We start from the raw sequence: 26,305 nt of genomic DNA on the forward strand, positions 1-26,305 counted from the left end.
TCGTAGTTGTGTGGTCGGCAAACCACTTTTACTTTAACAGGGAGCCTTTTTCTTTTCTACTTTTCTCCTCGCTATAAGCTACTTTTTTACCCCCGGCTTAGCCGGGGGTTGCCTGCGGTACTACCAAACCAAAGGGCGCGGGATTCTTCCCGCGCCCTTCGCCGTTCCGTTTAACCCTGCCCCCAAAAAGCGCGCACCTCGGCCAGACGCTCCCGGCCCTGGTCGCAGCCGTCCTGCCACAGCGCACGGATCTTTTCCACGTCCCGCTCGGTACGGGAAAAGCCCCGGGTGCTGTGCGGGGCAAACACCAGCGCCCGCCCCTCCCGTTCCAGCTGAAACAGCTTCTCCCGTGCCGCATTGTAGGTCTCCGCCCGACGGCGCATCGTGTCGCAAAAACGGGGGTATCTCCGATAGGTCTGCTCCAGCAGGGTCTGGAGCTTCTCAGGGGCGCGCCGGTAGTCCCGCTCCCGGGTAAGCACTACGACCACCCGGTCGCAGCCCTGGTCAAACGCACGTTCATAGGGGATGGCATCCGCCGCGCCGCCGTCCAGGCAGGGCCTGCCGCCGATCGTGTAGACCGGGAACAGAAGCGGCAGGGCGCAGGTCGCCTGCAGGACCTTATCCTCGTCGTGCCCAGGAGGCACCGGCAGATATTCCGCCCGCCCTGTATCCAGATTGGTCACCACGGCCTCCACCTGCCCGGGATAAGCGGCATAGGCATCGTAGTCAAAGGGCACCAGCTCATCCGGTATGGTCGTATAGATGAACTCCAGCCCGAAATAAGAGCGGTTACCCCGCCGCAGCAGGTTGTAAAACCCCATATAGCGCTTGTCGTTGACAAAGCGTGTGAGGATCTCCAGGTTACGCCCCCGCTGCCGGGAAACATAGCTCACGCCATAGGCGATGCCCGCGGAGACGCCGACTACGTAATCGGGCAGCGCCGTATCCAGCAGCGCGTCGCACACGCCGCAGGAAAAAATGGTACGGAAGGCGCCGCCCTCCAGCACGATTCCCGTCTTCAAGCCAATCACTTCCTCTTTTTGATTATACGTCCGGGTATCTCCATGTGTAAAGACTCTTTTGTACGGCACGGCGCAGCTGCACCCGCGCCGCAGTACCGGTTTGCCCGGCACAGGTCTTGACTTTTGGTGGAAAAGGGTTATAATAGTTCTCGTTTGAATCGTTCTTTTTTGAACTACACGGAGGTGCGCCATGTCCGACCCCTGCGACCTGCTGCAGCTGTTCCAGCTCTGCCGCCGCCGCTATGCCGCCGCCCTGCACCCGGTGGAGCGGACCTGGGGGCTGACCCGCAATGAAATCGATGTGATCCTCTTCCTCTCCAACCATCCGGGGCTGGACACCGCCCGGGACATCGTGGCGCTGCGCTCCCTGTCCAAATCCCACGTCTGCAAATCGGTGGACCGTCTGACCCGGCGGGGCTTTCTGGCCGGAGCACAGGACGCGCAGGACCGGCGTTACATCCATCTGCGCCTGCTGCCCGCCGCCGCCGGCGCAGTGCAGCAGGCCCAGCAGGCCCAGCGGAGCTTCTTTCAGGCGCTGTTCCAGACGGTAGCCCCGGAGGACCGGCAGGTCCTGAACCGGGTGATCGGGCAATTTTTTCAAAATATGAAGGAGGCCTCTGACGTATGCTCCTCAAATTGATCGTCTGTATCATCGCCGGCCTGGGGGCCGGTGTCGGAACGGGACTGGCGGGCCTGTCCGCCGCCGCGGTCATCTCCCCGATGCTCATCACCTTTCTCGGCTTTCCGGCCTACGAGGCAGTGGGTATCTCTCTGGCCTCCGATGTGCTGGCTTCAGCGGTGTCCGCCTATACGTACGGAAAACATAAGAATCTGGACATCAAAAACGGGCTGGTCATGCTGCTGGCTGTTCTGGTGTTCACGCTGGTGGGCAGCTGGGCCGCCTCCCGGATGCCCAATACCGCCATGGGCGGTTTTTCCGTGCTCATGACGCTTCTGCTGGGCATCAAATTTATCGTGCGCCCTGTCATGACCACGAAGGAGACCCAGGAGCATAAGACTCTGCGGCAGAAAGTGGTCCAATCCATCCTCTGCGGAATCCTAGTGGGCTTCATCTGCGGCTTTGTGGGCGCGGGCGGCGGCATGATGATGCTGCTGGTGCTTACCAGCGTGCAGGGGTACGAATTGAAGACCGCCGTTGGCACCAGCGTATTCATTATGACCTTTACCGCCTTCACCGGCGCGGCCTCCCACATGGCCATCGGCGGCGCGCCCGATCTGTCCGCCCTGATTCTCTGCGTCATCGCCACCCTGGCCGGAGCCCGCGGCTCCGCGCTCTTTGCCAACAAGGCCGAACCCAGGACCCTCAACCGCATTACCGGCGTGGTCCTGGCCGCCCTGGGCGCGGCCATGCTGATCGTCAAATTTCTGACCTGATAGGCGTTTGCTCCCCCAAACACAGGCAGACGCCGCATCCCATGGCGCAGGCGCGGAAAACGTCCGGCGGACCATACAGGTCCGCCGGACGTTTTTTACAGAGCGAGCAGATGACTGCGTCTCCAGTCCCGTCTGTGCCAGCGCCAGAGAAACAGCAGCGCCCGCAGGCACTCGCCGCGGGCCATGGCGATCCACAGCCCCGCCGGTCCTGGTATGGATCCGGGGTAGTCGATCCCTTCCCGGGCCAATGTTGCGCGGATATGGGGCCTGCTCCTGCATGGAAGCGGCGATAAACAGCTCACGCCGATTGAAAATGGTCCGTACCGCGCGGCCCTCCCCGCTGGAATCCATTCAGTTTCCCGTCCCGAATTCGCTGAAAAAGCGGTCGTGGATGACCTGGACCGCCCGGTCGGCATCGGCCAGATCCACCAGCACGGAGACCTTGATCTCACTGGTGGAGATCATATTGATATTGATGCCGGCGTTATACAGGGCCTCAAACATCTTGGCGGCCACGCCGGGGTTGTGGACCATGCCCGCGCCCACGATGGAGATCTTGGCGATCTGGTCGCTCACGTCGATGTGGTCGAAGCCCAGCAGCTCCACATGATCCTCCAGCAGCTTCTTGGTGCGCTCCATATCCTGCTTGCCCACGGTGAAGCTGATGTCCTTGGTATTGTGGCGGCCGATGGACTGGAGGATAATGTCCACGTTTACGTTTTCCTTGGCCAGCAGGGAGAAGATCTTAAAGGCGATACCGGGCTGGTCGGCCAGGCCCACCACGGCCAGACGGGCCACGTTTTTATCCTTTGCCACACCGCTGACGTGCATTTTTTCCATGGTTTTTGCAACCTCCTTGACTTTGGTGCCGGGCTTTCCGGAAAAGCTGGAGAGCACCTCCAGCTTGACGCCGTAGCGCTTGGCCATCTCCACGCTGCGGTTGTGGAGCACCTGGGCGCCCAGGGTGGCCAGCTCCAGCATTTCATCGTACGTGATCTCGTCCAGCTGGGCCGCGCCCTCCACGCTGCGGGGATCGGCAGTGAAGACGCCGTCCACGTCGGTGTAGATCTGGCACAGATCCGCGTGGAGCACGGCCGCCAGGGCCACCGCCGAAGTATCCGAACCGCCCCGGCCCAGGGTGGTGATATCGTCGTATTTATTGATCCCCTGGAAGCCGGTGACGATGACGATGGCCTTTTTGTCCAGCTCGGCCAACACCCGCTCGGTATCGATGCGCTTGATGCGTGCGTCGCTGTAGACGGAGTTGGTGCGGAAGCCCGCCTGCCAGCCGGTCAGGGAGACCACCGGATAACCCATCGCCTCGATCGCCATGGCGCACAGGGAGCAGGAGATCTGCTCGCCGGTGGACAGGAGCATATCCATCTCCCGCTTGGAGGCATGCGGATTGATCTGAGCCGCCTTGGCGATCAGGTCATCGGTGGTATCCCCCTGGGCGGAGAGCACCGCCAGCACGTTATGGCCCCGGCGGTAGGTCTCGGTAATGATGCGGGCCACGTTGCGGATGCGGTCGGCATCCGCGACGGAGGTGCCGCCGAATTTCTGTACAATGAGTCCCATTGGTATATGTACCCCCTATTAGGAAAATGTGATCGTCTTTACGGGGCCCGGCATACGCCGGGCCTTACGCCATCTTATGCCCTCAGTCCAGCACCCGGAACACGCAGACGCAGTCCAGGCCGCACAGGGCCTGGTCCAGCATTCCCCGGGTCAGGGCCGTTCCGGTGAGGAAGGCGCACTCCCCCTCCGGCGCGCCGGGACGGGCCAGGAAAACGGCCCCGGGGAACGCGGCGCGCACCTGGTCCGAAGCGGCGTTGGCGCGGACGTACCACACGCTCTCCACCCCGGCGGGCGGCACGGCCACCTCGGCCCCGCCCGGCCCCCAGCCCAGGTATTTCTTGGTCTTCATGTGCTTTGCCGCGTCGATCACATCGGCCACTACAGCGGACGCGGTGGGCAGCTTGCCCGCGCCCCGGCCGTAGAACATCACGTCTCCGATGGCGTTGCCCCGGACGGTGATGGCGTTGAACACGTCCTCCACTCCGGAGAGCGGGTCCTCCAGATCCACCAGATGCGGGGCCACGAAGGCGCAGACCCTGCCGTCGGGGCGGTGGATGGCGCGGCCCAGCAGCTTGATTTTTTTGCCGCAGGACTCGGCATACGCCACGTCGGCCAGCGTCACGCCGGTGATACCCTGGGTAGGCACCTGATCGGGATACACGTGGCGTCCAAAGGCCAGCGAAGCCAGGATGCAGATTTTGCGGCAGGCGTCGTGCCCTTCGATATCGGCGGTGGGATCCTGCTCGGCATAGCCGTTTTCCTGGGCCTCCTTCAGCGCCGCAGCAAAGCTCAGCCCCGCCCGGATCATGCGGGTGAGGATATAGTTGGTGGTGCCGTTGAGGATGCCGCAGATCTCGGTAATCTCATTGGCGGCCAGGCATTGATTCAGCGGGCGGATGATGGGGATGCCGCCCCCCACGCTGGCCTCAAAGAGATAGCTCACGCCGTGCTCCTCCGCCAGCTTCAGCAGGTCATGGCCGTGCTCGGCCACCAGCTCCTTGTTGGAGGTCACCACGCTTTTGCCCGCCTTCAGCGCCCGTTCGGTAAATTCTCTGGCCACCTTGGCCCCGCCGATGGTCTCCACCACGATATTGACCTCGGGGTCGTTCTCAATGATGGAAAAATCGTGGATGACCTTGTCCGCAAAGGGGCTGTCCGGAAAGTCCTTCACATCCAGGATATACTTCAGCCGGATCAGGTCCTCCACCTTGTGATCGATATGCTCCCCATTGGTAGCCAGCACCTCCGCGACGCCGGAGCCTACCACGCCGAAGCCTAAAATCGCCACATTGACCATTTCTCGTTTCCTCCCTTTCGTCTGCGGGACGTCCTTATCCCGCCAAAATCTCACACCGGAGCACACCCTCCACCTGAAGCGCCAGCTGGAGCAGTTCCTCCATGGACACCGTCAGGCCCGAGGTCTCCGCCCCGATGGTCACCGCGGCACAGCCGCTGACCGGAATGCCCTGATTGATGGTCAGAATATTCCCGCCCTGTTGGGCAAAGATATTCAGGACCGAGGAGAGCACGCCCGGTTCATCCTTCAACAGGATCTGAAACGTGACGATGCGCCCGTGGAGCATGTCGTTGAAGGGCCGCACCGTGTCCTTATACTTATAAAAAGCGCTGCGGCTGATCCCCACCCGCCGGGTGGCCAGATTCACCGTATCCACCTCACCGGTCTCCAACAGGCGCTTGGCCTCCGCTACCTTGAGAAAGACTTCCGGCAGTGCACCGGCTTCCACGATAAAATATGCGGGTGTTTTGCCCATCTTATGCACTCCTCCCTCCGTATGTCCATGCTAGAAAGTCATTTGTTTTCCATGTGAGGCCTATTGTAGCACACCCACCTGCCCGGCGCAAGCCAAAATCCGCCCTCGTTCCCCCCAATTTCGTCGATCCTGCCAAGGGAATTCCCGTCATTTTGTACATATTTTTTGGAAGGGGGGCTTTTATGCCGAAGGACAGGCACACGCGCTTCCTTCTGGGGCTGCTGTATGCCGGGCTGGGTGTGGGCGCGCTTTGGCTGTGTATGCGTTTCCTGCTGCCCTGGCTGGCGCCTTTTCTGATTGCCCTGGCATTGGCCGCCCTGCTGGAGCCCGGCGTGCGGCTGCTGTCCCAGCGGCTGCATCTGCCCCGCTGGGGCGCCTCGGCCCTGTGCGCCGGGCTGCTCTCCCTCCTGCTGCTGGCCGGGCTGGGGCTTCTGCTCTGGCGGCTTGGTTATGAGGCCGCATTGCTGCTGGGCCGTCTGCCCACGCTGCTCTCCGGTCTGCCCACCCTGACCCGCCGGCTGGAGGGATGGCTCTACCGCTTTCAGATCGCCCTTCCGGTACCGTTCCAGGAATACGCACAGCAGCTGATGGAGCGGCTTTTGGAGCAGGGCATCGCCCTGCCCAACCGTCTTTACGACACGCTGTCCGGAGCGGTGAGCAGCGCGCTGGCCGCCCTGCCTGCAGCCGGGCTCTTCCTGTTCACCACGCTGCTTGCCACCTATTTCATCAGCGCAGGGCGGCCGGAGCTGTGCGCCGCCCTGAAGCGCTCGATCCCGGAACGCTGGCGGGAGCCGGCCGCCCGGGGCGCCACCAGCCTGAAACAGGCCCTGGGCGGCTGGCTGAAGGCGCAGGGCCTGCTCATGCTGATCACCTTCGGGGAGCTGGCGCTGGGCCTGCTGCTGCTGCGGGTGGATCTTGCCCTGGTGCTCTCGGCTCTCATTGCCCTGGTGGACGCGCTGCCCGTATTGGGCACCGGGACGGTCCTGGTTCCATGGGCCCTGGTCTCCCTGCTGGGCGGGAACTGGAAGCTGGCGCTGGGACTTGCGGTGCTCTACGGGGTGATCTGGCTGGTACGCAGCCTCCTGGAACCCCGGCTGATCGGCTCCCGGGTCGGCCTGCCGCCCCTGGCCGCCCTGCTGAGTCTGTACGTCGGCTTTCAGGCGTTCGGCGTGGCCGGAATGATCCTGGCGCCCCTGCTGGCTGTGTTGGTACGGCAGCTGTGGAGCGCGCTGCGCCCGCACGCCGCGAGGCCCCCGGCGTAGGGCGCCGGGGCCTCGCCTTGTCCGCCTTTCAGCAATGCCCGCAGCCTGTTCGGCCGCCGCAGCAAAGCGGAGCCCCCGGCGTTCTGCGCCGGGGGCTCCGCTTTGCTGCGTTTTAGTGCGCCCCGTCCGCGGGGACGTAAGGCTCGTCCGGGGGCGGCGTCTCCGGCTCCGACGGTCCCAGCGGATAGTCGGGCTGCTGCGGGGGCTCCGATGGCTCCGGTGACTCCGTTGCCGGGGGCGCAGTGGGAATGGTGGGATAGGTGCTCGGGTTGGCCGGATCAAAGCCCGGCCACTGTTCCTGGGTCGGCCAGGTGGAAGGATCGGTCACATCGAAGAGATACGGATCATACTCCTCCGGCGGCGCCTCGATGGCCGACGTATGCACATCACAGGTCCCCTGGGCCTCCAGATAGCCCAACAGATACTGCCCATCGGCGGCCGCCTTGCCGCCCATGTTCTCCCGTACATAGTCGAGCACGCTCACGGTTTTCACCGAGGCCTGCTGATCCAGCCCCCCGCTGCCTTCCCGGGGGCAGAATTCGCCCGCCAGATGGTACAGTCCTGCGATCGGGCTGCCGCTGTCGTCCAGAATAGGACTGTCGGTGCAGACCTCCACATCGGCATGAAGGCTGCAGTCCTCCAGCGGCGCATCGCTGCGCAGGATAGTCGCCGTGGCCACCCGGCTGCCCCGTACATCGTGGGTGCAGGCCTCGGTGGCCCGCATGCCGCTGTCCAGACAGTACTGCACGGTGATCAGGTCGTCGGGCTTGCTGCCCAGTTCCCGGTTCTCCAGGCCCGCGTGGACCTGGCTCATGACCTTCTGCCACAGGACCGCCGCCGGGTTGCTGCCGCCCGCCCGGATGCGCTCGGGCAGTTCATACCCCACCCAGACGGCGGCGGTATAATAGGGGGTGTAGCCCACAAACCAGCGGTCGTTATTACTGGTGGTGGAACCGGTCTTGCCCGCCACGGTCATGCCGGAGATCTTGGCCTGGGTGCCGGTGCCGCTCTGGACCACCTGTTTGAGCAGATTGTTGATATACCAGACGGTAGAGGTCTTGAGCACCGGCGTGTCCTCCCGCTGGCTGTTGTCCAGCAGGATATTGCCCGCATCGTCCGTCACCCGCAGGTAGGTGCGGGGCCGGACATATAGCCCGCCCCGCTGGAAGACCGAGTACGCCCCGGCCATCTCGATGACCTTCACGCCGTCGGTCAGGCCGCCCAGGCCCAGCTGGGACAGACCCAGATCGCTGACCGTCTTTCCGTTCACCTCGCGGCCCTGCTCCAGGGTGGTGATGCCGAAGCGCTGTGTCATATACTGGTAGGACTCAGCGGGCGTGACTTCCTGGAGCACGCGCACGGCCACCGGGTTGGAGGAGTCCTCCACCGCCTCGGTCACCGTCATCCTGCCCCGGTAGCTCAGATAGGAATTGGCCGGCCACGCGGTCCCGCCGAGCATCTGCACAGGATAGTCGTCAAAGGTGGAGATCGGGGAGATCAGCCCCATCTCCAGGGCGGGAGCGTAGACCGACAGAGGCTTGATGGAAGAGCCGGGCTGCCGGGTGGAACGGCTTGCAAAGTTCCATACCCGGTTGCTCTCCTTCTCCCCCATGGCGCCCGCCAGGCCCACCACGTTTCCGTCGGAATCAATGATGACGATGGCAGACTGGATCTGCTGTCCGGAATCGGAGGTGAGCACCAGGTTCTCCCGGTTGGTGTAGACCTCCTCCACGACAGCCTGGATGTCCGGGTCCGCGCAGGCGTAGATCTTCAGTCCGCCCGAGGTGACCATATTGGAGGCCAGGGTATCGGAATAGCCGTACTTGGCCGACAGGTCCTGGATCACATCGGTGATCACCTGCTCGTCGTACCAGTTGTAGATCACCGCGGGCTTCTCCTCGTCCACGCCCAGGGTAAAGTTCAGCTCCTCGGCCACGGCCGAGCGATACTCCTCCTCGGAGATCATGCCCAGATCCCACATTTTCCAGAGCACCAGTTCCTGCCGCTCCTTGTTGAAGTCCCGGGCGGTCTTTACCGCACCGGTGTCCGGGTCGGTAACACGGAGGTTGGAATTGGGGCCGTATTTGGAGGGGTTGTTGGTGATGCTGATGAGACTGGCGCATTCCGCCAGAGAGAGCTCGTCCAGTTCCTTGCCGAAGTAGTTCTGGGCGGCGGTAGCCACGCCGTAGCAGTTGTCGCCCAGATAGATATAGTTCAGGTACCACTCCATAATCTGTTCCTTGGAGTAGGTCTTGTCAAACTCCAGCGCCCGGAAGATCTCCAAGATCTTCCGCTTGACCGTCACATCGTCATACTGGGTAAAATTTTTGATGAGCTGCTGGGTAATGGTGGAGCCGCCCTGGATATCCTTGCCGGTAAACATCAGCAGCACGCCGTTGATGGTGCGCTTCCAGTCCACGCCGGGGTGGGTCCAGAACCGCTCGTCCTCAATGGCCACAGTGGCGTTGACCAGATTCTGCGGGATCGCTTCGAACTCCACCAGTTCCCGGTTCTCCGTTCCGTGGAGAGAGAGATGCTCCACATACTCCCCGGCGGAGTCCTTGTAATAAATGGTACTGGTCAGGTTCATGTCGAAATTGCCGTCCAGATGGGCGTTTGGAATGATGTAGGTCTGCACGTAGACCACGGCGAAGCAGGCCATGATGGCGCAGGTGATGACGCCGATGAGCACGAGGGTACCCAGCACCTTGCCCACCACGGCGGCGGCGGCAAATCCCGCGCTTCGCTGCCGCCGGTGTTTGCCGTGCTCCGGGTGATTGGTCGTTGCCAAAAAAAACACCTCCGAATTCTGGTGGAAAACAGCTTCCAAGACGAGTGCCGAAAACAGCATCTAAAATAACAGCTTATATTATAACATGAACTTCCAACTTGTCCACCCTAATATTTTACATTTTCTGGTCTTTGCCCCTTTCGTAAAAATTTGGCACGTCCTGCCCTTGCATTTTGCCGCCTGTGCGGTTACAATATGGATGAGAAAAACAGTCATTCAAGAAAGCGTGGTATGCGGAATGAGCGAGGGATTCGGACCGGATTTCATTACCATTACGGATGAGGACGGCAATGAATTTGAGCTGGAGCACCTGGACACAATAGAATATAACGGTCAGACCTACATGGCCTTTTTCCCTGCCGTGGAGGACGAAGGCGGCGAGGCTGTGGAGGATGTGGACCTGGACGAGGAATACGGTCTCATCATCCTGAAGGTGGTGGACGTGGACGGCGAGGAACAGCTCTCCACCCTGGACAGCGAGGAAGAGTTGGAGCTGGTCTATCAGCAGTTTATGGATGTTTTGTTTGACGAAGAGGGCGAATGATCGTTCCCCTTCCGCCGAGGTTTTTCCTGCTCGGTGCGTGACGGGCCCTATTTAAACCCACATCTCTGAAACGGGACGCCCCCTCACAGTGCGGACCGCAGGCCTCCCGGCCCCCTTCGCGGGGCGGCCGGAAGTTGGAAGCGACGAAACACCGTGGAGGCGACCCACCTGCCGATTTCGTGCAGGTTTTAAATCGGGCTCGCACGGCCAGAGCGGGATCACCCCACGAAACATTGTTTCGTGGGGCTTTCTTTTTTCCCGGGGCTTTTGTTTGAACAAACTGTAAAACATCGTTTGGGGCTTGAAAGCCGGGCCAATTTCCTGTATAATGTCAAAATGCTATCGTGTAAGCAACATTTACGAGAGGACTGAAGCTACAAATGAGCGCATCCAGAGAAAAGAAACAGCGCCAAAACGACCCCAATCAGGGTCTGTCGCAAAAGCAGCGGAAGGAGCTTGAGGAACAGAAAGCCGCCAAGCACAAGGCCATACTATATACGGTCATCGGGATCGTGGTCGCTGCTCTTGTGGTCGTGCTGCTGGTGTGGCACTCCGGCTTCTTCCAGAGCCGTACGACCGCCGTCAGCGTAGGCGGCCGGGATTACAGTCCCGCCGACGTGGAATACTATTACCGCAGTCTGGTGCAGTACGAGTACTACCAGACCTACGCCTTTGACCCCCAGAGCGATCTGCGCACGCAGTACGTGGACGCCAACCAGACCCAGAGCTATCATGACAAGTTCCTTCAGACCACTCTGGAGACGCTGACCGAGGTGGCCGCCGTGGAAAATGCCGCCGAGGCCGAGGGCTTTACCCTCACCCAGGAGGAACTGGATCATGTGGCCGCCTCCGTGAACACCATGAAGGAAAACGCCTCCTCCAACGGTTACACCTATGCCACCTATCTGAAGGCGGTCTTCGGGCCCTATATGACCCCCAGCCGCTATGAAACCTGCATGAAGCGCGCGGCCCTGGTCAACAGCTACACCACCAAGATCTCCGACTCCTTCGCCGTCTCCGACGAGGAGATCCAGACCTACTATGAAGCGCACGCCGCCGAGCTGGACAGCTACGACTATCGCTACCTCTTTATCAGCGGCACCGCTCCCAGCGGCACTGATTCCGAGGGCAATACCGTGGAGGCTACGGAGGAAGAAAAGGCCGCCGCTCTGGCCGCCGCCAAGGTCAAAGCGGACGAGCTGGTCTCCAAGGTCTCCGCGGCCGACGACCGCAGCGCCGCCTTTGCCGAACTGGCCCCCGATTATGTGGCCGAGAGCAGCCGCGCGTCCTATGAGAGCGACCCCGACTACTCCCTGCGCACCGGCACCTCCGGCTCCAGCCTGTCCTCCTATTCCACTTACGGCAGCTGGCTGACCGACGCGGACCGCAAGGCCGGCGACGTGGAGGTCATCGAAGGCAGCGGCGGCTATTATGTGGTGCTCTTCCTGGACCGCTATCTGGACGAGACCCCCACCGCCGACATCCGCCATATCCTCATCAAAGCCGAGCTGACCCAGGAGGATGACGCCGCCACCAGCGATGTGGACGAGTCCGCCGTGCCCACGCAGGAGGCCCTGGACGCCGCCAAGGCCGAGGCCGAGGACCTGCTGGCCCAGTGGGAGAGCGGAGAGCGGACCGCCGAATCGTTCGGCGCCCTGGCCGAAGCGCACTCCGACGATACCGGCTCCAATACCAGCGGCGGCCTGTATGAAGCGGTCTACGACGGCCAGATGTTTGCCGGCTTCAACGACTGGATCTTCAACGATGAACACACCCAGGGCGATACCGGCCTGATTGAAAATACCCAGAGCGGCCAGCAGGGCTGGCATGTGATCTACTTCCAGTCCTGGAACGACCCCAAGTGGACGATCAGCGTGCGCAACACCCTGCTCAACGATCAGCTGACCGCCTGGGTCAACGGTCTGACCGAGGGGCTGGAGGTCGTCGAAGGCAGCGGCCTCTCCTACGTGGGCTGATCCGGTAATCCGGCTCGGCCGTCTGGCGGCATCCCAGCTCCGCACCGGGTTGCCGTTGCCCGCTTTGCTGTTTTCCGGACGCCGCGCTCCCCGCGCGGGGAGGCGGCGGGACAAAAGGCAACTCCGTCCGTTCCGGCGGTATGCACGTCGGAACGGACCCTTCCCATGACGGCCGGGGCGGCGATTGCACAAGCAATCGGGCCCCGGCCGTCATGCAGATGATGGGGAAGCAGGCGCCCTGCCTGTTTCGATCCGCCGGCCGGATGGGGCCGCTCCCCCTTCGGCCGGCACAGTATGGGAGGCCTTTGCGATGGACGAACGATTTTTACGCACGGAAATGCTCCTGGGCCGGGAAGGCATGGCGCGGCTGAACGCCGCCCACGTGGCCGTATTCGGCCTGGGCGGCGTGGGCAGCTGGTGCGCCGAGGCCCTGGCCCGCTCCGGCGTGGGCGCGCTCACCCTCATCGACCATGACGAGGTGGGCCTTACCAACCTGAACCGGCAGGCGGAAGCCACGGTCTCCACCCTGGGCCGGCCCAAGGCCCAGGCCATGGCGGAACGTGCGGCGGACATCAACCCGGAATGCCGCCTCACCGTTCTGGCCGAAAAATACGAGCCGGAGACCCGGGAGCGGTTTTTCGGGACGCGGTACGACTATGTGGTGGACTGCATCGACCTGGTTTCCTGCAAGCTGGACCTGATCGAGACCGCCCTGAGCCGCGGCCTTCCCATCCTCTCTTCCCTGGGCACCGGCAATAAGCTGGACCCCTCGCAGTTCCGCATTGGGGACCTGGCCCAGACCGAGGGCTGTCCCCTGGCCCGGGTGGTGCGCAAGGAGCTGCGTAAGCGGGGCATCCTCCACCACCGGGTCCTATGGTCGCCGGAGGCGCCAAAGGCCGCCGAACAGCGGGAAGCTCCCCCGCCCGGCCGCCGCAGTGTTCCCGGCAGCGTGGCCTGGGTTCCCCCGGTCGCCGGCCTTATGCTGGCGGGCGACGTGGTCATGGCTCTGACCGGTCTGCAGCCGTAAGCGCCGGCGGGCGCATCGTCCGCCTCCCTGCTTTCGCGCATAAAAGATCCCTCCATTGGCAAACTAACGCCAATGGAGGGATGCTTTTTGGAAAAACAGACTTCGTCCCGGCTGCGCAGCGCGGCAGCCGGAGGCGCCGCCGGCCTTGCCAACGGCTTTTTCGGCGGCGGCGGGGGCATGATCCTGGTGCCCCTGCTCACCCGCTGGTGCGGATTGGACCAGCGCCGGGCCTTCGCCACGTCCATCGCCATCATCCTGCCCCTGTGCGCACTCTCCTCGGCGATCTACTTCCTCCGGGGCGGGCTGGATCTGACGGCCGCCCTTCCCTATCTGGCCGGCGGGCTGGCAGGAGGCTTTCTCGGCGGGCGGGTGTTCAAGCGTCTGAATATGACTTGGCTGCGGCGGGCCTTCGCCCTGCTCATCCTCTACGGCGGCGTCAAGGCCCTCTTGTTCTGATGGGCTGGCTCGTTCCGCTCATCGCCGGGGCGGCCACCGGCGTACTCTCCGGCTTCGGTATCGGCGGCGGCACGCTGCTGCTGATCTATATGACCGCCTTCGCCGGCATCCCCCAGACCCTGGCCCAGGGGATCAATCTGCTCTACTTTCTCCCCACCGCGGCCACGGCCCTGCCCGCCCACATCAAAAATGGATATATCGACCGGGGCACCCTGCTCCCGGCCATTCTGACCGGACTGGCCGGGACCGCGCTGGCCGCCTGGGCCGCTACCGCCCTGGATGTGGAACTGCTCCACCGATGCTTCGGCGGCTTTCTCATCGTCATCGGCCTGCGGGAGCTGTTCAGCAAACCGGCGCAGGGGGATCAAACCGCTGGATGACGCACTCCGCCACATAAATGCGCTTGAGCTCCTGCAGCTGCGCCATGTGCTTCGTCCCTCTGTGGCGCTCCACCGCCGCCTGATCCGCCCAGTGCTCCAGCAGGAAGAGACGGTCCGGATCATCCAGCGCCGCAAAATACTCATATCGGAGGCACCCCGCCTCCGCCCGGGTCTCGCTTAAGATCCCGTGCCGCGTTACTTCTTCCACAAACCGCTCCCGCATGCCGGGCTTCGCCTGATAGATCACGTTCACCACAATCGCATTTACCGCCATTTTGACCGTTCTCCTTTTCCTCTGTGCCGTAATCAGGGCTTCTGCGTTCTCTTGTAGGTCAGATAGCCCTCCAGGATCAACGTAGCCGCCACTGCGTCCACCGTCTTTTTGTGCTCTTTCATCCGCTTGCCGGAGGCATGGAGGATGTTGTGGGCCTCCACCGTGGTCCGGCGCTCGTCCCAGAGCACCGGCCTGCGGCCCACCGCCTCTTCCACCCGGTCCGCAAACGCACGATAGCGCTCTGCCCGGGGCCCCTCGGTGCCGTCCATGTTTCGTGGAAAGCCCATCACCAGCTCCTCCACGCCGTGTTCCGCCGCGATCCGCGCCAGCTCTTCCGCCACAAACTCCGGTTTGCGGCTGCGGATCACGGCAGTATGTCCGGCCAGAAGGCCGGTTGGATCCGAAATGGCCACGCCCGTTCGGGCGTCGCCGTAATCAATGGCCATAATGCGCAACGATATCCTCTCCTCTGCTCTCACAGTGAAACGCTCCCGCGAAGCGGCCGCACGGCGGCGGCTTCGTACGCTACGCATTATACAGGGAAACCATGTAAAAAACAAGGAAAAAGCCTTGACTTGCCGGAACAGCTATGATAAACTACTTTCACCTATGAAAAAGGGCTCTTTTTTTGTGCGCATTTTTACGGTGTGATGGCGCATGAACCCCTTTCCCTTCCAACGGAGGACATAGGGAGGCAAGCTTGCCGGATCCGCACCGTAACGTAGATCGGGGCGCGCAAAGCGCGCCCGTGCGTTGCTGGATTCGGCCCACAGGCCGCGTCCGGCATTTTTTATGTCCGCGGCCAACAAATGAAGGAGGTGCCGAACACATGGCAAAGGTTGGTTCCCGGGTGAAGATCACCCTGCGCTGCGCCGAGTGCAAGCAGAGAAACTACGTCACCAACAAGAACAAGAAGAATACTCCCGACCGTCTGGAGCTGAACAAGTACTGCCCCTTCTGCAGGAAGCACACGGTTCACAACGAGACCAAGTAATGAGTGCTGAAACGGCTCAGAAGAAAGAAGGGTTAAACGGAATGTCTGAAAACGAGAAGCTCGAGCAGGCCTCTGTCGAGGAAGAAGGAACGGCCGCCCCCGAAAAGCCCGCCAAGGCGGACAAAAAGAAGGACGCTAAGCCCGACAAGAAAAAGGACGCCAAGCCCGGCATCTTCGCCCGCATCGGCAAGTGGTTCAAGGAAATGAGGAGCGAGCTGAAGAAGGTCGTCTGGCCCACCGGCAAACAGACCCTCAACAACACCGTCATCGTCATCGTCTGCTGCATTATCGTGGGCATTTGCATCTGGCTGTTCGACTGGCTGGCCAGCTCCGTGATCAGCGCCCTGCTGGCCCTGTTCGGCAAGGGTTAGGGTGCGAAATGGCTGACAACGCGAAATGGTATGTGGCCCATACCTATTCCGGCTATGAGAACACTGTGGCCGCCAGCATCGAGAAAGCCGTGGAAAACCGCGGCATGCACGAGCTGATCCACGAGGTCAACATACCCATGGAGACTGTCACCGAGATCACTGACAACGGCCCCAAGACCGTGGAACGCAAGGTATTTCCCGGCTACGTGCTGGTTAAGATGGTCATGACGGACGAGACCTGGCACCTGGTGCGCAACGTCCGCGGCGTCACCGGCTTCGTAGGCTCGGGCAACAAGGCGATTCCCCTCACGGACGAGGAGATCGCCGCCCTGGGCGTGGAGAAACGCGAGATCGTCGTGGGCTATCAGGTGGGTGACAGCGTGAAGATCACCGACGGCGCTCTGGAATCCTTTCTGGGCACCGTGGAGGAGATCGACCTGGACCGCAGCAAGGTCCGCGTCGTAGTCTCCATGTTTGGCCGCGAGACCCCGGTCGAGCTGGAGCTCGACCAGGTGGAGCCGGTCAACCGCTAAGGGCCGCCTGGCGGCCTTATCCCCCGCACGTGGGAGGGACCCGGAACGGGTTCCGCTTCCAACCACATTTTTCGTAGGAGGTGCTGTTTCAAATGGCACAGAAAGTTACTGGTTACGTCAAACTGCAGATTCCGGCCGGCAAGGCGACTCCCGCTCCCCCCGTGGGTCCCGCCCTCGGCCAGCACGGCATCAATATCGCCGCTTTTACCAAGGAATTCAACGAGCGCACCAAGAACGACGTGGGCCTGATCATCCCCGTGGTCATCACCGTCTACGCCGACCGCTCCTTCACCTTCATCACCAAGACGCCTCCCGCCGCCGTCCTCATTAAGAAGGCGTGCAGCATCGAGTCCGGCTCCGGCGTCCCCAACAAGACCAAGGTGGCCACCATCAGCAAAGAGGACGTGCGCAAGATCGCCGAGACCAAGATGCCCGACCTGAACGCGGCCAGCATCGAGGCGGCCATGAGCATGATCGCCGGCACCGCCCGCTCCATGGGCGTTGTGGTCGGCGAGTAAGGCGAAGGAGGGTAAGTGTAATGTTTAGAGGCAAGAAATATCAGGAGAGCGCCAAGCTCATCGACAAGGCCGCCCTGTACGATACCGCTGAGGCCATGGAGCTGGTGGTCAAGACCGCTCCCGCCAAGTTTGACGAGACCGTAGAACTGCACGTGAAGCTGGGCGTGGACTCCCGCCATGCCGACCAGCAGGTCCGCGGCGCCATCGTCCTCCCCCACGGCACCGGCAAGACCCAGCGCGTGCTGGTCTTCGCCAAGGGCGACAAGGCCGAAGCCGCCAAGGCAGCCGGCGCCGACTTCGTGGGCGAGATGGACATGGTGGAGAAGATCCAGAAGGAAAACTGGTTTGACTACGACGTGGTCGTGGCTTCCCCCGACATGATGGGCGTCGTGGGCCGCCTGGGTAAGATCCTGGGCCCCAAGGGCCTGATGCCCTCCCCCAAGGCGGGCACGGTCACGCCCGACGTGGCCAAGGCCGTCACCGAAATCAAAGCCGGTAAAGTGGAGTACCGTCTGGACAAGACCAACATCATCCACTGCCCCATCGGCAAGGTCTCCTTCGGCGCGGAGAAGCTCACGGAGAACTTCAACGCTCTTATCGGCGCCATCGTCAAGGCCAAGCCCTCCGCGGCAAAGGGACAGTACATCCGCTCCTGCGTATGTGCTTCCACCATGGGCCCCGGCGTGAAGATCAACTCCGCCAAGCTGATGTAATTACGGGGCGCTCGGGCGTGTGGAGCCGTGCGGATGGACCGGTGTAAGGACGCGTATCGCACATCCGCCGGAGCGTGACGAACTCTTCCCGATTAGGTTGTGTTTCCCTGTGGTAAAAAATGCCGTGCCGCCCAGAAGCGGCACGGCATTTTTGATCCCCCCTGCCGCCGCATGGTCGCTGCGTCTTTGCCGTCCTATGGGCGGTCTACGCCTTGCGAGTGGACCTCTGTCCCACTTCGCGGCGTTCCCCCGCAGCTGTGTATGATAGAGACTCCCATGCGCGCCGCTGCGTCCGGTCTCGGGAATCAAGGATATACTCCGGGAGCTTGAGCCGCGCCTCGCGGATACGCTCGCCGCAATCCTTATCTTTCGCACATTTTTCTTGACTTCAGCATCGATTTTGACCGTCCCTTCCAAAGCAAAAGGACATCCGAACGGATGTCCTTTTGCTTTGGGCTCCGAGCGTGTCAGCCGTGCCACTCTTTGGCGATAGTCATGCGAAGCCGGAGCCGAGACTGTCGGCGCAAAGGGGATGGGCTGCGCGTTCAGATTGAATGAGCACTCAACCAAAAGCCCGGAGCAGCTTAAGCTGCTCCGGGCTTTTGTGGAACAAAGTGAGAGGAAATGGTCTCCTGCTCGACCACAAGCTGCGGTAGGGAAAGCTTACTTCAGCTCTACCTTAGCGCCGACTTCCTCGAGCTTCTTCTTCAGTTCCTCGGCCTCGTCCTTGGAGACACCTTCCTTGATGGCCTTGGGGGCAGCCTCGACCGCGGCCTTGGCCTCAGCCAGGCCCAAGCCGGTGATCTCGCGGACAGCCTTGATGACCTTGATCTTCTCAGCGCCGATTTCGGCCAGCACGACGTCGAACTCGGTCTTCTCCTCGGCGGCGGGAGCGGCAGCGCCGCCGGCAGCGGGAGCGGCCATAGCGGCGGCGGAAACGCCGAACTCATCCTCCAGGGCGTGAACGAGCTCGGAAAGCTCCAGAACGGTCAGGCCCTTAACCTCTTCGATGAGGGCAGTAATCTTCTCAGAAGCCATGATATGTTACCTCCTAATAAATGTTGTGTTTTGAGAAAATGGGGTGGGACTTACTCGGCGGCGGCGGGGGCCTCGGCCTCTACCGTACCGCCCTTCTGCTCGCAGATCGCCTTCAGGACGATCGCCAGACTGGTGATGGGGGCCAGCATGGTGCCCAGGACCTGAGCCTGCAGGGCCTCCTTGGAGGGCAGCTCGGCCAGGGCCCGGATCTCGTCCATGGAGAGCACCTTGCCGTCCATGAAGCCGGCCTTGATGGTAAACTTGGCGCCGTTGAACTGCTTGGCGAACTTGTTGATCACGCGCATGGGGGCGATGGGATCGCCGTGGGACAGGGCCATGGAAGTGGTGCCGTTGAGAACGGGATCCATCTCCTCCATACCCACGTTGTTGATGGCGAAGCGCACCAGGGTGTTTTTCACCACGGCGTAGTCCAGCTCATTCTTGCGGCACTCGGCGCGCAGAGCGGTATCCTGGGCCACGGTGATGCCCTTGTAGTCCACCAATACGCCGCTGGAAGCGCTCTTGAGCTTCTCGGTCAGCTCAGCCACGATGGCCTGCTTCTCACTGAGAACCTTTGCGTTAGGCATTTGGAATTCACCTCCGTTGGATTTGAGTTCAACTTTCCCGATGCAGACGCAACAAAAAAGCTGCTTTCGCATTCAAAGCAGCGAAAACAGCACAAAAAAATCTCGTTCGTTGTGGCTGCATTCTCGGCAGGAGTTACGGCTTACGCCCCCTGCTGTCTTTGAACACGACTGATAGTATATCATCCCAAACGGGACATGTCAAGCGTGATTTACCAAAAAAACAAGGGTACCTTGTAAGAGTACAATACATATTGGACTCTTACAAGAAGATCATCCGCATCATGCCGAACACGCCCTGCACCGTGGGCGAGGGGATGATCCTCCTGTGCCGCAGCGTCTGCTTCGACGCGGTCGAGGCAGCATACCAGAAGGCGAAGCAGCTCGGCTGAGCTTTTCTGGCAAACTGAGGCCTCCGGCTAAGTGAGGCTGTAAGATCAAGGCAGACGCATGGAAACCCACCATGTGCCTGCCTTTTCTTTGTACCAAAAAATGACGGGGGTGTTGATTCCATCCAATAGCGCAGCGCTCCCGCTTTTCGGTTTTGTTCCCGCCTACGCAGACACGGCAGAATGCACAATTCAGGTCAAGTCCACTTGTACGATTCACACAGAAAGTTATTTTTGTGGATTTTCAACACAAAACCTGATTGACACTTCCGGCTTGCTATGCTACTATGTCAATGACTTAATTTATTTAATTAATAAATTGAGATAAGAAGAAGTAACGGAGTATACGCTTATGTATGATATTTGTGCGCTGGGTGAAGTCCTGATCGATGCGATTGCGAGTGCGGATACGTGCATACAGATTACTGGCAACGCGGGCGGCGCCCCGGCGAATGTGCTGACCTGCGGCACGCGGATGGGTCTGAAAACGGCCTTCCTCGCCAAGGCCGGCGGCGATTTCATCGGGAACTGGCTCAAGGGCGTTCTGGATGAGGTCGGCATCGACACGGCGGGCATGATTCTGGATCCGTCGAAAAACACCACGATCGCCATGGTCTCGCTGGACGAAGCCGGCAACCGCAGCTTTTCCTTCTATCGGATCGGCTGCGCCGATGTGAGCCTGACAAAGGAAGAGCTTCGGCTGGACCTGATCGAGCAGTCCCGCATCTTCCATTTCGGATCCGTTTCCATGACGGAAGAACCGGCCCGCTCGGCGACGCTCGCCGCGGCCCGCTATGCCAGGGAAAAGGGCCTACTCGTTTCCTACGATCCCAATCTGCGCCGGAATCTCTGGTGCGACGAGCAGACCGCGGCAAAGTACATCAAAGAGGGCCTTACGCTCTGCGACGTGGCAAAGCTGTCGGATGAAGAGTGCCGTTTCCTCTACGGCGACCAAGACATCCCGTCGCAGGGCCGTCAGATGCTGCGTGACTATCCGAGCCTGCGGCTTTTGTTCGTGACCTGCGGCGGCGCGGGCAGCTACGTTTTCTGCGGCGATCAGATGCAGTATGCGCCCGGCTATTCAGTCAAGGTCGCCGACACGACCGGCGCCGGGGACACCTTCATGGGCGCCGTGCTCTATCAGCTTCTGCAGCACGGCGGCGCAGACTGGTCCTCCGCGGAGCTGCAGTCGCTCCTTCGCTTCGGCAACGCCGCCAGCGCGCTCTCCGTGCAGCGCTTCGGCGCCATTCCCGCCATCCCCGGCAAGGCCGACGTGGAAGCGTTTCTGGCGGAACACCCCGCTCCCGAAGGCTCGGGCCAGACGCTTCATACCCCGGCATAAAAAGAAGTTTGATACCGAAAAAGGTATTAAATAGAAATGGAGGATTGTTATGAAAAAGGTAATCGCAACGCTCCTGGCCGTACTGATGATTGGCTCTCTTGTCGCCTGCAGCGGCACCCCGTCAACCAACGAGACCCCCGCTCCGGCCAATGAAACCAAAGACGTCGCCGTTTCCGCTGACACCAACGGCGAAGACGTCACCATCCGGATGTGGACCTTCCTGGACCCCACCAACACCAGCAATGGCCGTTCCATCGCTCTGCAGAAAATGATCGACCGCTTTGAGTCGGAGAATCCCGGCGTGAAGATCGTTGTCGAGCCGCAGCAGTGGGACACCATGACCGGTAAGTTCATGGCAGCCGCCACCACCGGCGAAGCTCCCGACATCATGTGGTGCGCCCGCGACGAGCTGTTTGGCGTTCTGAACGCCGGCCTGCTGGAGCCGCTGGAGAACCTGTTCATGGGCAGCTGGACCCAGGATCAGATCGACGACGTCGATGACGGCTTCTTCCGCTTCGGCGAGCGCGACGGCAAGCACTACACACTCTGCCTCAACAAGAACTGCACCGGCTTCTTCTACCGCGAAGACCTTCTGGAGGCCGCGGGCCTGGAAGTCCCCACCACCTTCGATGAGCTCTACAACGCCGCCCAGGTGCTGACGAGGGAGATCGACGGCCAGCAGGTCTACGGTCTCGGCATGAGCTTCTCCACCGAAAGCAACGACGCCCAGGCGATCGTCAACTGGCTGCTCCAGGAGCAGGGTACCCTCTTCAACGAGGACGGCACTGCCAAGTGGGCTAACGAGAGCGGTGTTGCCGCTCTGGAATGGATCAAGAAGTGCATCGACACCGGCGTCACCCCGGCTGACTCCGTCAACAAGACCATCGAGGACATCTACACTGAGTTTGCCTCCGGCAAATACGCCATGACCATCGCCTCTGCGGTCCGTCTCGGCACGTCCCGCACCAACGCCTCCTTCGACGGCTCCACCATCCAGTTCGCGCCCCTGCCCGGCGGCACGATCATCGACGGCTGGTTCGCCGGCGTCTACAGCGGCTCCAAGAACAAGGAGCTCGCCGGCAAATTCCTTGAGCTCATGTACGACAACGAATCCGACCTGCTGTGGATCAACGACGGTGCGCAGGCTCCGAACCGCAAGTCCACGGTGGAGCAGATCACCATCGATGACAGCAACAAGTACCTCAACAGCATGCTTGAGGCCTTCTCGGACGGCTGGCTGCCCTCCAACACCCAGGCGTTCGTCGGCTGGAAGCTCGACCTCAACCGCCCGGTCCAGGCCATCCTGACCGGTGAGACCGACTACATGAAGGCGCTCAGCGATGCAGAGACGATCTTCAACACCAACAACAACCGTTAAACATCCCCGCTGTTTTCTCCCTGCGGGAGCCCCTGACGCTGATCAGGGGCTCCCGGACAGGGTGTCCCAATGGAAGGAAATGCGTTTTTGTGAAAAAAACGCATTTCCTTCCATTGGAACCGGCAAAACGGCCCGTGCACGGCCGCCGGCGGAGACTTTTCCGCCCTGCTGCGCAGTCTGCGCCAAAAATGATCTATCAACATTTTCCCTGAAAGGGGCAACCATGTGGAGGGCAAAACTTGTGAAACGGAAAGAAAAACGCACACAGCTCAGATCCATGGGATATGTGGCACCGGCCATGCTCGTGCTCATCTTCCTGCTGGTCATCCCTCTCTTTTATACGCTCTATTGCAGCCTTTATAATCTGGACTATCTGGTAAAGGGCGACTTTGTCGGCCTCGGCAACTATCTGCGGCTTCTGAAAGACGTCCGCATCAGCAAGTCCCTCCTGTTCACGTTTGAGATCACCATCATCTCCACACTCCTGTCGGTCGGCATCGGCCTGCTCCTGGCGCTCTGGGTGGACCGGGAACACGGCCTGTTCGCCTACCTCATCGAGATGTTCGGCCTGATTCCCTGGGTCATCTCCATGATGGTCGCGGCCCTCCTGTGGCGCTGGCTCTTCAACGGCGACCTGGGCCTGTTCAATATGATCCTCAAGGCACTCGGCTACAACCCCATCTACGTGGTGGAAAACAAGAACTCGGCGATCATCGCCCTGATCTTCGTGCTGACGTGGCGTCTGGTCGGCTACGCCATGATCATGATCCTGGCCGGCCTCAAGAGCCTGGACCCGGTCCTGCTCGAGGCGGCAAAGGTGGACGGCGCCACGCCCTGGCAGCTGCTCTGGCACATCAAGCTGCCGCTCATCAAGACGCAACTCCTGCTGTCGATCATCGTCCTGACCGTTTCCAACTTCACCAACAACACCGTGCCGAAGGTCCTGACCAGCGGCGGGCCGAACGACGCCACCAACGTCATCACGCTCTTCCAGTACAATCTCGGCTTCCGCTATTATCAGTTCGGCACCTCTGCGGCGCTTTCCATTCTCATCATGCTGATCACCTCGCTGATCATCGTGCTGTATATCAAAGTGAGCAATTACAAAATCTGAGTCGGAAGGGAGCGTATGAAAGCCATGAATAAAACCGCGAAAAAGGCGGCCAGAAAAACATGCAGCGCGCTGATGCTGGTGGTCCTCGCCTTTCTGACGACCCTTCCGATCTTCTGGTGCATCATCACCTCTCTGAAAACGCCGCAGGACATCTCGGCCTATCCGCCGAAGGTCTTCAACTTCACCGTCACCTGGAACAACTATAAGCAGGTCTTTGCCCAGAGCTTCCTGCAGACCGCCTGGAACAGCGTCGTCTATTCTCTTCTGACCATCCTGGCCTGCCTGGTCCTCGGGTACCTTGCCGCCTACGGCTTCGAGCGCCGCCGCTTCCCGCTGAAAAAGCTGCTCTTTTACATCGTGGTCATCGGCATTCCGCTCTCCACGGGCAGCTCCGTCCTGCTGATTCCGAACTACCTCATGATGATGAAGCTCCATCTGACGAACCACTGGTATACGCTTCCGCTGCTCTACACGGCCTATAACCTGCCGCTCGTCATCTGGATGCTCATCTCCGGTGTACGCGGCCTGCCCCGGGAGATCGAGGAAGCGGCCCGCATCGACGGCTGCAGCCAGGCCTACATCATCACCCGCATCATCCCGCCGGTCATCCGTCCGTCCTTTGCGGCGGCGGCCCTGTTTGCCTTCATCGGCGCCTGGAACGAATTCATCACCGCCACGGTCATGGTCAACGGCTATGCGCTGAAAAACATCCAGATGGCCATTTACGACTATATCGGCTTCTTCGGCCAGGAGTGGGGCCCCCTCTGCGGCGCAGCAACACTTGCGATCATCCCGATTCTCCTGGTGTTCACGTTCCTCGGCAAGCAGCTGGTCAGCGGTCTGACTGCAGGCGCGGTCAAGGGCTGATACCGGACCTTTGCAATCAGCGGCTGAGCTCCAGTCGCTTTTTGCCCATCTGCTCATCTTTTTTCGATGTGAGGTGCACAATGAAAGAATACGTTCACGAAATTCCGGATCACACGCAGCAAGCTCCCCAAAAACGGCATTTTGATGTCGTCGTGGTCGGCGGCGGCATGAGCGGCCTCTGCGCGGCCATGGCTTCCGCGCGGCAGGGTGCAAAGACCGCCCTTGTACAGGACCGCAGCGTTTTCGGCGGCAACGCCAGCTCCGAGATGCGGATGCACATCTCCGGCGCGTCCTGCCACTGGGGCAAGAGAGACGCGGCAGAGACCGGCATCCTGATGGAGCTTCAGCTGGAGAACAAATACCTCAACGACAGCTACAACTATTCCATCTGGGACGGCGTTCTGTGGAACGCCGCGCAGGAAACGAAGAACCTGACGCTCTGCATGAACACCACCATGTCCGCTGTACACTCCGACGGAAAGCACATCTCCTCCATCGACTGTTATCAGATGACGACGGAGCTCTGGATGGAGCTGACGGCCGACGTCTTTGTGGATGCGACCGGCAACGGCACGCTCGGCTATATGGCCGGTGCCGAATACAAGATCGGCCGGGAGGGCAGGGACGAATACCGGGAAGAAGACGCCCCCGACGTGCCGGACGGCAAAACCATGGGCAACACGATCTATTTCGTGGCGGAGGACCGCGGCCATCCGGTGAAATTTGTGAAGCCCTCCTGGGCCTATACCTTTGACGAATCCGACTTCAAGCACCGGTACCACGGCGACATCGTGGTCTACCACAGCGCCGACGACGTCGTGGTGCTGAAACCGGGCGAGGATTATGAAAGCCACTCCGACGAGCTGGTGGAAAAATACGACGTCAAGAGTGGCTATTGGTGGATCGAGCTGGGCGGCGACTGGGACGACATCATCAGGCAGTCCGAGGACATCCGCTGGGAGCTTTACCGCACGGTCTACGGCGTGTGGGACCACATCAAAAACGGCGGCGACCACGGCGCGGAGAATTATGAGCTCGTCTGGGTCGGCAATCTGGGCGGCATGCGCGAGAGCCGCCGCCTGATGGGCGACTACGTCCTGAAGGAGCAGGACATCCTCGCCAACCGGATCTTTGAAGATGCCGTGGCCTACGGCGGCTGGCCCATGGACGAGCATACCGCCGCGGGCTTCGGGGCCAAGGGCCAGATCCCGTCCGTGGTCCGCTCCTTCAAGGGCCTCTATTCCATCCCCTATGGCTGCTACTGCTCCAGGACCATCGACAACCTGATGATGGCCGGGCGCGACATTTCCGCCTCCAAGCTCGCCATGGGCTCCACCCGCGTGATGGGCACCTGTGCTGTCGGCGGCGAGGCCGTCGGTGTGGCCGCGGCGAACGCCTCCCGGAAAAAGCTGACGCCCGCGCAGTACGGCAAACAGTATATGCACGAGCTCCAGCAAAAGCTCCTGGCCTGCGACCTGTACGTCATGGGGCAGAAAAACGAGGATCCGAACGACCTGGCGCTCCGCGCCTCTGTTTCCGCCAGCAGCGAACAGCCCGGCTTCGCCGCAAAAAATATCATCTCCGGCGTCACACGCCGGGAGGGCGGGCAGAGCAATCTCTGGCGCTCCGGCGCCCTGCGCGAAAGCGGCGAAACGCTCACGCTGACCCTTGCGGAGCCGGCGCCTGTCCATGAAGTCCGGCTGGTTTTCGACCCGGACCTCAGCGAGGAACGCTGCATCTCCGTTTCCAAGGCCTTCCTCCAGAAAGAGCCGACGGGCGTCGCCCGGACGCTGGTGAAGGACTACCGCGTGGAGCTTCTCCGCGCAGGCGCGGTCGTTGCCGCCCAAACGGCCACGGACAACCACCAGCGGCGGAACACCGCCGCCTTCAGTGGCGAGCTCTGCGACAGTGTGCGCGTACACGTTCTCGCCACCAATGGCTGCGAAGATGCCCGGATCTATGAGGTCCGGATCTATTGATTCATTTA

Annotated in this window: 28 protein-coding genes, 1 other RNA gene and 1 other annotated feature; of the genes, 20 read left to right on the forward strand and 9 right to left on the reverse strand. The window is 61.2% G+C overall.

The genetic code is table 11. The annotated features are described in order from the left end of the window. Nucleotides 1-170: 170 nt before the first annotated feature. Nucleotides 171-1,031 carry a patatin family protein gene (locus tag NE547_RS12605; protein ID WP_353845864.1) on the reverse strand — a complete coding sequence of 287 codons (861 nt, stop codon included), beginning with the start codon at nt 1,029-1,031 and terminating at the stop codon, nt 171-173. A 181-nt stretch (nt 1,032-1,212) separates the two neighbouring features. Here NE547_RS12605 and NE547_RS12610 point away from each other — a divergent pair, with 181 nt between their 5' ends. Continuing rightward, entirely contained in the window at nt 1,213-1,662 is a 450-nt protein-coding gene (locus tag NE547_RS12610) for a MarR family winged helix-turn-helix transcriptional regulator (protein WP_256176091.1), read from the forward strand. Continuing rightward, nucleotides 1,647-2,417 carry a sulfite exporter TauE/SafE family protein gene (locus NE547_RS12615; RefSeq protein ID WP_256176092.1) on the forward strand — a complete coding sequence of 257 codons (771 nt, stop codon included), beginning with the start codon at nt 1,647-1,649 and terminating at the stop codon, nt 2,415-2,417. Before NE547_RS12610 ends, NE547_RS12615 begins: the two co-directional genes overlap by 16 nt. A 351-nt stretch (nt 2,418-2,768) precedes the next feature. Here the strand turns inward: NE547_RS12615 and NE547_RS12620 are convergent, their stop codons facing one another. The 3 genes from NE547_RS12620 to NE547_RS12630 form a co-directional block, all read right to left on the reverse strand. Further along, nucleotides 2,769-3,995 carry an aspartate kinase gene (locus tag NE547_RS12620; protein ID WP_186907051.1) on the reverse strand — a complete coding sequence of 409 codons (1,227 nt, stop codon included), beginning with the start codon at nt 3,993-3,995 and terminating at the stop codon, nt 2,769-2,771. 82 nt (nt 3,996-4,077) lie between these two features. Continuing rightward, nucleotides 4,078-5,292: a homoserine dehydrogenase gene (locus NE547_RS12625; RefSeq protein WP_256176093.1), complete on the reverse strand. Its 1,215-nt coding sequence runs from the start codon at nt 5,290-5,292 to the stop codon at nt 4,078-4,080. Between the two features lie 34 nt (nt 5,293-5,326). Further along, nucleotides 5,327-5,767: an ACT domain-containing protein gene (locus NE547_RS12630; RefSeq protein WP_186907049.1), complete on the reverse strand. Its 441-nt coding sequence runs from the start codon at nt 5,765-5,767 to the stop codon at nt 5,327-5,329. 182 nt (nt 5,768-5,949) lie between these two features. Between NE547_RS12630 and ytvI the strand changes: the two genes are divergently transcribed. Further along, the gene (gene ytvI / locus NE547_RS12635; protein ID WP_256176094.1) at nt 5,950-7,029 is read left to right on the forward strand and encodes a sporulation integral membrane protein YtvI; all 1,080 of its coding nucleotides are present in this window, start codon (nt 5,950-5,952) and stop codon (nt 7,027-7,029) included. Nucleotides 7,030-7,141: 112 nt separating this feature from the next. Here the strand turns inward: ytvI and NE547_RS12640 are convergent, their stop codons facing one another. Further along, complete coding sequence (locus NE547_RS12640; protein WP_256176095.1) at nt 7,142-9,820, reverse strand: transglycosylase domain-containing protein; 2,679 nt, start codon at nt 9,818-9,820, stop codon at nt 7,142-7,144. A 238-nt stretch (nt 9,821-10,058) separates the two neighbouring features. Between NE547_RS12640 and NE547_RS12645 the strand changes: the two genes are divergently transcribed. The 6 genes from NE547_RS12645 (at nt 10,059) to NE547_RS12670 (ending at nt 14,203) form a co-directional block, all read left to right on the forward strand. Then, complete coding sequence (locus NE547_RS12645; RefSeq protein ID WP_207723709.1) at nt 10,059-10,364, forward strand: DUF1292 domain-containing protein; 306 nt, start codon at nt 10,059-10,061, stop codon at nt 10,362-10,364. 20 nt (nt 10,365-10,384) lie between these two features. Beyond that, nucleotides 10,385-10,587: non-coding RNA, 6S RNA (gene ssrS, locus NE547_RS12650), on the forward strand. A gap of 157 nt (nt 10,588-10,744) precedes the next feature. After that, on the forward strand, nt 10,745-12,340 hold the full coding sequence (locus tag NE547_RS12655; protein WP_256176096.1) for a peptidylprolyl isomerase: 1,596 nt from the start codon (nt 10,745-10,747) through the stop codon (nt 12,338-12,340). Between the two features lie 310 nt (nt 12,341-12,650). Further along, on the forward strand, nt 12,651-13,367 hold the full coding sequence (locus tag NE547_RS12660) for a ThiF family adenylyltransferase (protein WP_186907045.1): 717 nt from the start codon (nt 12,651-12,653) through the stop codon (nt 13,365-13,367). Between the two features lie 87 nt (nt 13,368-13,454). After that, nucleotides 13,455-13,823 (forward strand): sulfite exporter TauE/SafE family protein, encoded by a 369-nt coding sequence (locus NE547_RS12665; RefSeq protein WP_243204707.1) that lies wholly within the window; start codon nt 13,455-13,457, stop codon nt 13,821-13,823. Next, nucleotides 13,823-14,203, forward strand: coding sequence for a sulfite exporter TauE/SafE family protein (locus tag NE547_RS12670; RefSeq protein ID WP_256176097.1), 381 nt, complete (start codon nt 13,823-13,825; stop codon nt 14,201-14,203). The genes NE547_RS12665 and NE547_RS12670 overlap by 1 nt, the downstream gene beginning before the upstream one ends. On the opposite strand, the gene NE547_RS12675 is transcribed toward NE547_RS12670, so the two are convergent. Both NE547_RS12675 and ruvX read right to left on the reverse strand, forming a co-directional pair. After that, complete coding sequence (locus tag NE547_RS12675) at nt 14,166-14,477, reverse strand: putative quinol monooxygenase (RefSeq protein WP_186907042.1); 312 nt, start codon at nt 14,475-14,477, stop codon at nt 14,166-14,168. The two genes, NE547_RS12670 and NE547_RS12675, sit on opposite strands and share 38 nt — an antisense overlap. Nucleotides 14,478-14,509: 32 nt before the next feature. After that, a complete protein-coding gene (gene ruvX / locus NE547_RS12680; protein WP_186907041.1) occupies nt 14,510-14,932 on the reverse strand; it encodes a Holliday junction resolvase RuvX in 423 nt (140 codons plus the stop codon). 374 nt (nt 14,933-15,306) lie between these two features. Here ruvX and rpmG point away from each other — a divergent pair, with 374 nt between their 5' ends. The 5 genes from rpmG to rplA all read left to right on the forward strand — a co-directional run bounded on the left by rpmG (nt 15,307) and on the right by rplA (nt 17,606). Further along, nucleotides 15,307-15,471 (forward strand): 50S ribosomal protein L33, encoded by a 165-nt coding sequence (rpmG, locus tag NE547_RS12685; protein WP_186907040.1) that lies wholly within the window; start codon nt 15,307-15,309, stop codon nt 15,469-15,471. Between the two features lie 41 nt (nt 15,472-15,512). Continuing rightward, entirely contained in the window at nt 15,513-15,842 is a 330-nt protein-coding gene (gene secE / locus NE547_RS12690) for a preprotein translocase subunit SecE (protein ID WP_256176098.1), read from the forward strand. 8 nt (nt 15,843-15,850) lie between these two features. After that, nucleotides 15,851-16,375 carry a transcription termination/antitermination protein NusG gene (nusG, locus tag NE547_RS12695; protein WP_186907038.1) on the forward strand — a complete coding sequence of 175 codons (525 nt, stop codon included), beginning with the start codon at nt 15,851-15,853 and terminating at the stop codon, nt 16,373-16,375. A gap of 92 nt (nt 16,376-16,467) precedes the next feature. Then, the gene (gene rplK / locus NE547_RS12700; protein WP_186907037.1) at nt 16,468-16,893 is read left to right on the forward strand and encodes a 50S ribosomal protein L11; all 426 of its coding nucleotides are present in this window, start codon (nt 16,468-16,470) and stop codon (nt 16,891-16,893) included. A 20-nt stretch (nt 16,894-16,913) separates the two neighbouring features. Then, nucleotides 16,914-17,606 carry a 50S ribosomal protein L1 gene (gene rplA / locus NE547_RS12705; protein ID WP_186907036.1) on the forward strand — a complete coding sequence of 231 codons (693 nt, stop codon included), beginning with the start codon at nt 16,914-16,916 and terminating at the stop codon, nt 17,604-17,606. A gap of 663 nt (nt 17,607-18,269) precedes the next feature. Here rplA and rplL read toward each other — a convergent pair. After that, on the reverse strand, nt 18,270-18,644 hold the full coding sequence (gene rplL, locus NE547_RS12710; RefSeq protein WP_186907035.1) for a 50S ribosomal protein L7/L12: 375 nt from the start codon (nt 18,642-18,644) through the stop codon (nt 18,270-18,272). A gap of 50 nt (nt 18,645-18,694) precedes the next feature. Next, nucleotides 18,695-19,231, reverse strand: coding sequence for a 50S ribosomal protein L10 (gene rplJ / locus NE547_RS12715; protein ID WP_186907034.1), 537 nt, complete (start codon nt 19,229-19,231; stop codon nt 18,695-18,697). Nucleotides 19,232-19,275: 44 nt separating this feature from the next. After that, nucleotides 19,276-19,411: a sequence feature (ribosomal protein L10 leader region), on the reverse strand. A 71-nt stretch (nt 19,412-19,482) separates the two neighbouring features. Between rplJ and NE547_RS12720 the strand changes: the two genes are divergently transcribed. The 6 genes from NE547_RS12720 (at nt 19,483) to NE547_RS12745 (ending at nt 26,297) form a co-directional block, all read left to right on the forward strand. Continuing rightward, nucleotides 19,483-19,620: a hypothetical protein gene (locus tag NE547_RS12720; RefSeq protein WP_186907033.1), complete on the forward strand. Its 138-nt coding sequence runs from the start codon at nt 19,483-19,485 to the stop codon at nt 19,618-19,620. A gap of 349 nt (nt 19,621-19,969) precedes the next feature. Continuing rightward, a complete protein-coding gene (locus NE547_RS12725; RefSeq protein ID WP_186907032.1) occupies nt 19,970-20,959 on the forward strand; it encodes a carbohydrate kinase in 990 nt (329 codons plus the stop codon). A gap of 49 nt (nt 20,960-21,008) precedes the next feature. Next, nucleotides 21,009-22,337 carry an ABC transporter substrate-binding protein gene (locus NE547_RS12730; RefSeq protein ID WP_256176099.1) on the forward strand — a complete coding sequence of 443 codons (1,329 nt, stop codon included), beginning with the start codon at nt 21,009-21,011 and terminating at the stop codon, nt 22,335-22,337. Between the two features lie 241 nt (nt 22,338-22,578). Then, entirely contained in the window at nt 22,579-23,451 is an 873-nt protein-coding gene (locus tag NE547_RS12735) for an ABC transporter permease subunit (protein WP_256176100.1), read from the forward strand. Between the two features lie 15 nt (nt 23,452-23,466). Continuing rightward, nucleotides 23,467-24,318, forward strand: coding sequence for a carbohydrate ABC transporter permease (locus tag NE547_RS12740; RefSeq protein ID WP_243204706.1), 852 nt, complete (start codon nt 23,467-23,469; stop codon nt 24,316-24,318). Between the two features lie 80 nt (nt 24,319-24,398). Then, a complete protein-coding gene (locus NE547_RS12745) occupies nt 24,399-26,297 on the forward strand; it encodes an FAD-dependent oxidoreductase (RefSeq protein ID WP_186907028.1) in 1,899 nt (632 codons plus the stop codon). Nucleotides 26,298-26,305 lie beyond the last annotated feature (8 nt).

This window comes from Flavonifractor sp. DFI.6.63 (genome assembly GCF_024462255.1).
Lineage (GTDB): Bacteria > Bacillota > Clostridia > Oscillospirales > Oscillospiraceae > Lawsonibacter_A > Lawsonibacter_A hominis.

Bases quoted from the DNA above. Each gene is read 5' to 3' on its own strand.
- NE547_RS12610 (WP_256176091.1), top strand. From the start codon at position 1,213: ATGTCCGACCCCTGCGACCTGCTGCAGCTGTTCCAGCTCTGCCGCCGC.
- rplK (WP_186907037.1), top strand. From the start codon at position 16,468: ATGGCACAGAAAGTTACTGGTTACGTCAAACTGCAGATTCCGGCCGGC.
- NE547_RS12670 (WP_256176097.1), top strand. From the start codon at position 13,823: ATGGGCTGGCTCGTTCCGCTCATCGCCGGGGCGGCCACCGGCGTACTC.
- NE547_RS12645 (WP_207723709.1), top strand. From the start codon at position 10,059: ATGAGCGAGGGATTCGGACCGGATTTCATTACCATTACGGATGAGGAC.
- NE547_RS12625 (WP_256176093.1), bottom strand. From the start codon at position 5,292: ATGGTCAATGTGGCGATTTTAGGCTTCGGCGTGGTAGGCTCCGGCGTC.
- NE547_RS12655 (WP_256176096.1), top strand. From the start codon at position 10,745: ATGAGCGCATCCAGAGAAAAGAAACAGCGCCAAAACGACCCCAATCAG.
- ytvI (WP_256176094.1), top strand. From the start codon at position 5,950: ATGCCGAAGGACAGGCACACGCGCTTCCTTCTGGGGCTGCTGTATGCC.
- secE (WP_256176098.1), top strand. From the start codon at position 15,513: ATGTCTGAAAACGAGAAGCTCGAGCAGGCCTCTGTCGAGGAAGAAGGA.
- rpmG (WP_186907040.1), top strand. From the start codon at position 15,307: ATGGCAAAGGTTGGTTCCCGGGTGAAGATCACCCTGCGCTGCGCCGAG.
- NE547_RS12730 (WP_256176099.1), top strand. From the start codon at position 21,009: ATGAAAAAGGTAATCGCAACGCTCCTGGCCGTACTGATGATTGGCTCT.
- rplJ (WP_186907034.1), bottom strand. From the start codon at position 19,231: ATGCCTAACGCAAAGGTTCTCAGTGAGAAGCAGGCCATCGTGGCTGAG.
- rplL (WP_186907035.1), bottom strand. From the start codon at position 18,644: ATGGCTTCTGAGAAGATTACTGCCCTCATCGAAGAGGTTAAGGGCCTG.
- rplA (WP_186907036.1), top strand. From the start codon at position 16,914: ATGTTTAGAGGCAAGAAATATCAGGAGAGCGCCAAGCTCATCGACAAG.
- NE547_RS12620 (WP_186907051.1), bottom strand. From the start codon at position 3,995: ATGGGACTCATTGTACAGAAATTCGGCGGCACCTCCGTCGCGGATGCC.
- NE547_RS12675 (WP_186907042.1), bottom strand. From the start codon at position 14,477: ATGGCGGTAAATGCGATTGTGGTGAACGTGATCTATCAGGCGAAGCCC.
- NE547_RS12725 (WP_186907032.1), top strand. From the start codon at position 19,970: ATGTATGATATTTGTGCGCTGGGTGAAGTCCTGATCGATGCGATTGCG.
- NE547_RS12660 (WP_186907045.1), top strand. From the start codon at position 12,651: ATGGACGAACGATTTTTACGCACGGAAATGCTCCTGGGCCGGGAAGGC.
- NE547_RS12745 (WP_186907028.1), top strand. From the start codon at position 24,399: ATGAAAGAATACGTTCACGAAATTCCGGATCACACGCAGCAAGCTCCC.
- NE547_RS12615 (WP_256176092.1), top strand. From the start codon at position 1,647: ATGCTCCTCAAATTGATCGTCTGTATCATCGCCGGCCTGGGGGCCGGT.
- NE547_RS12740 (WP_243204706.1), top strand. From the start codon at position 23,467: ATGAAAGCCATGAATAAAACCGCGAAAAAGGCGGCCAGAAAAACATGC.
- NE547_RS12630 (WP_186907049.1), bottom strand. From the start codon at position 5,767: ATGGGCAAAACACCCGCATATTTTATCGTGGAAGCCGGTGCACTGCCG.
- nusG (WP_186907038.1), top strand. From the start codon at position 15,851: ATGGCTGACAACGCGAAATGGTATGTGGCCCATACCTATTCCGGCTAT.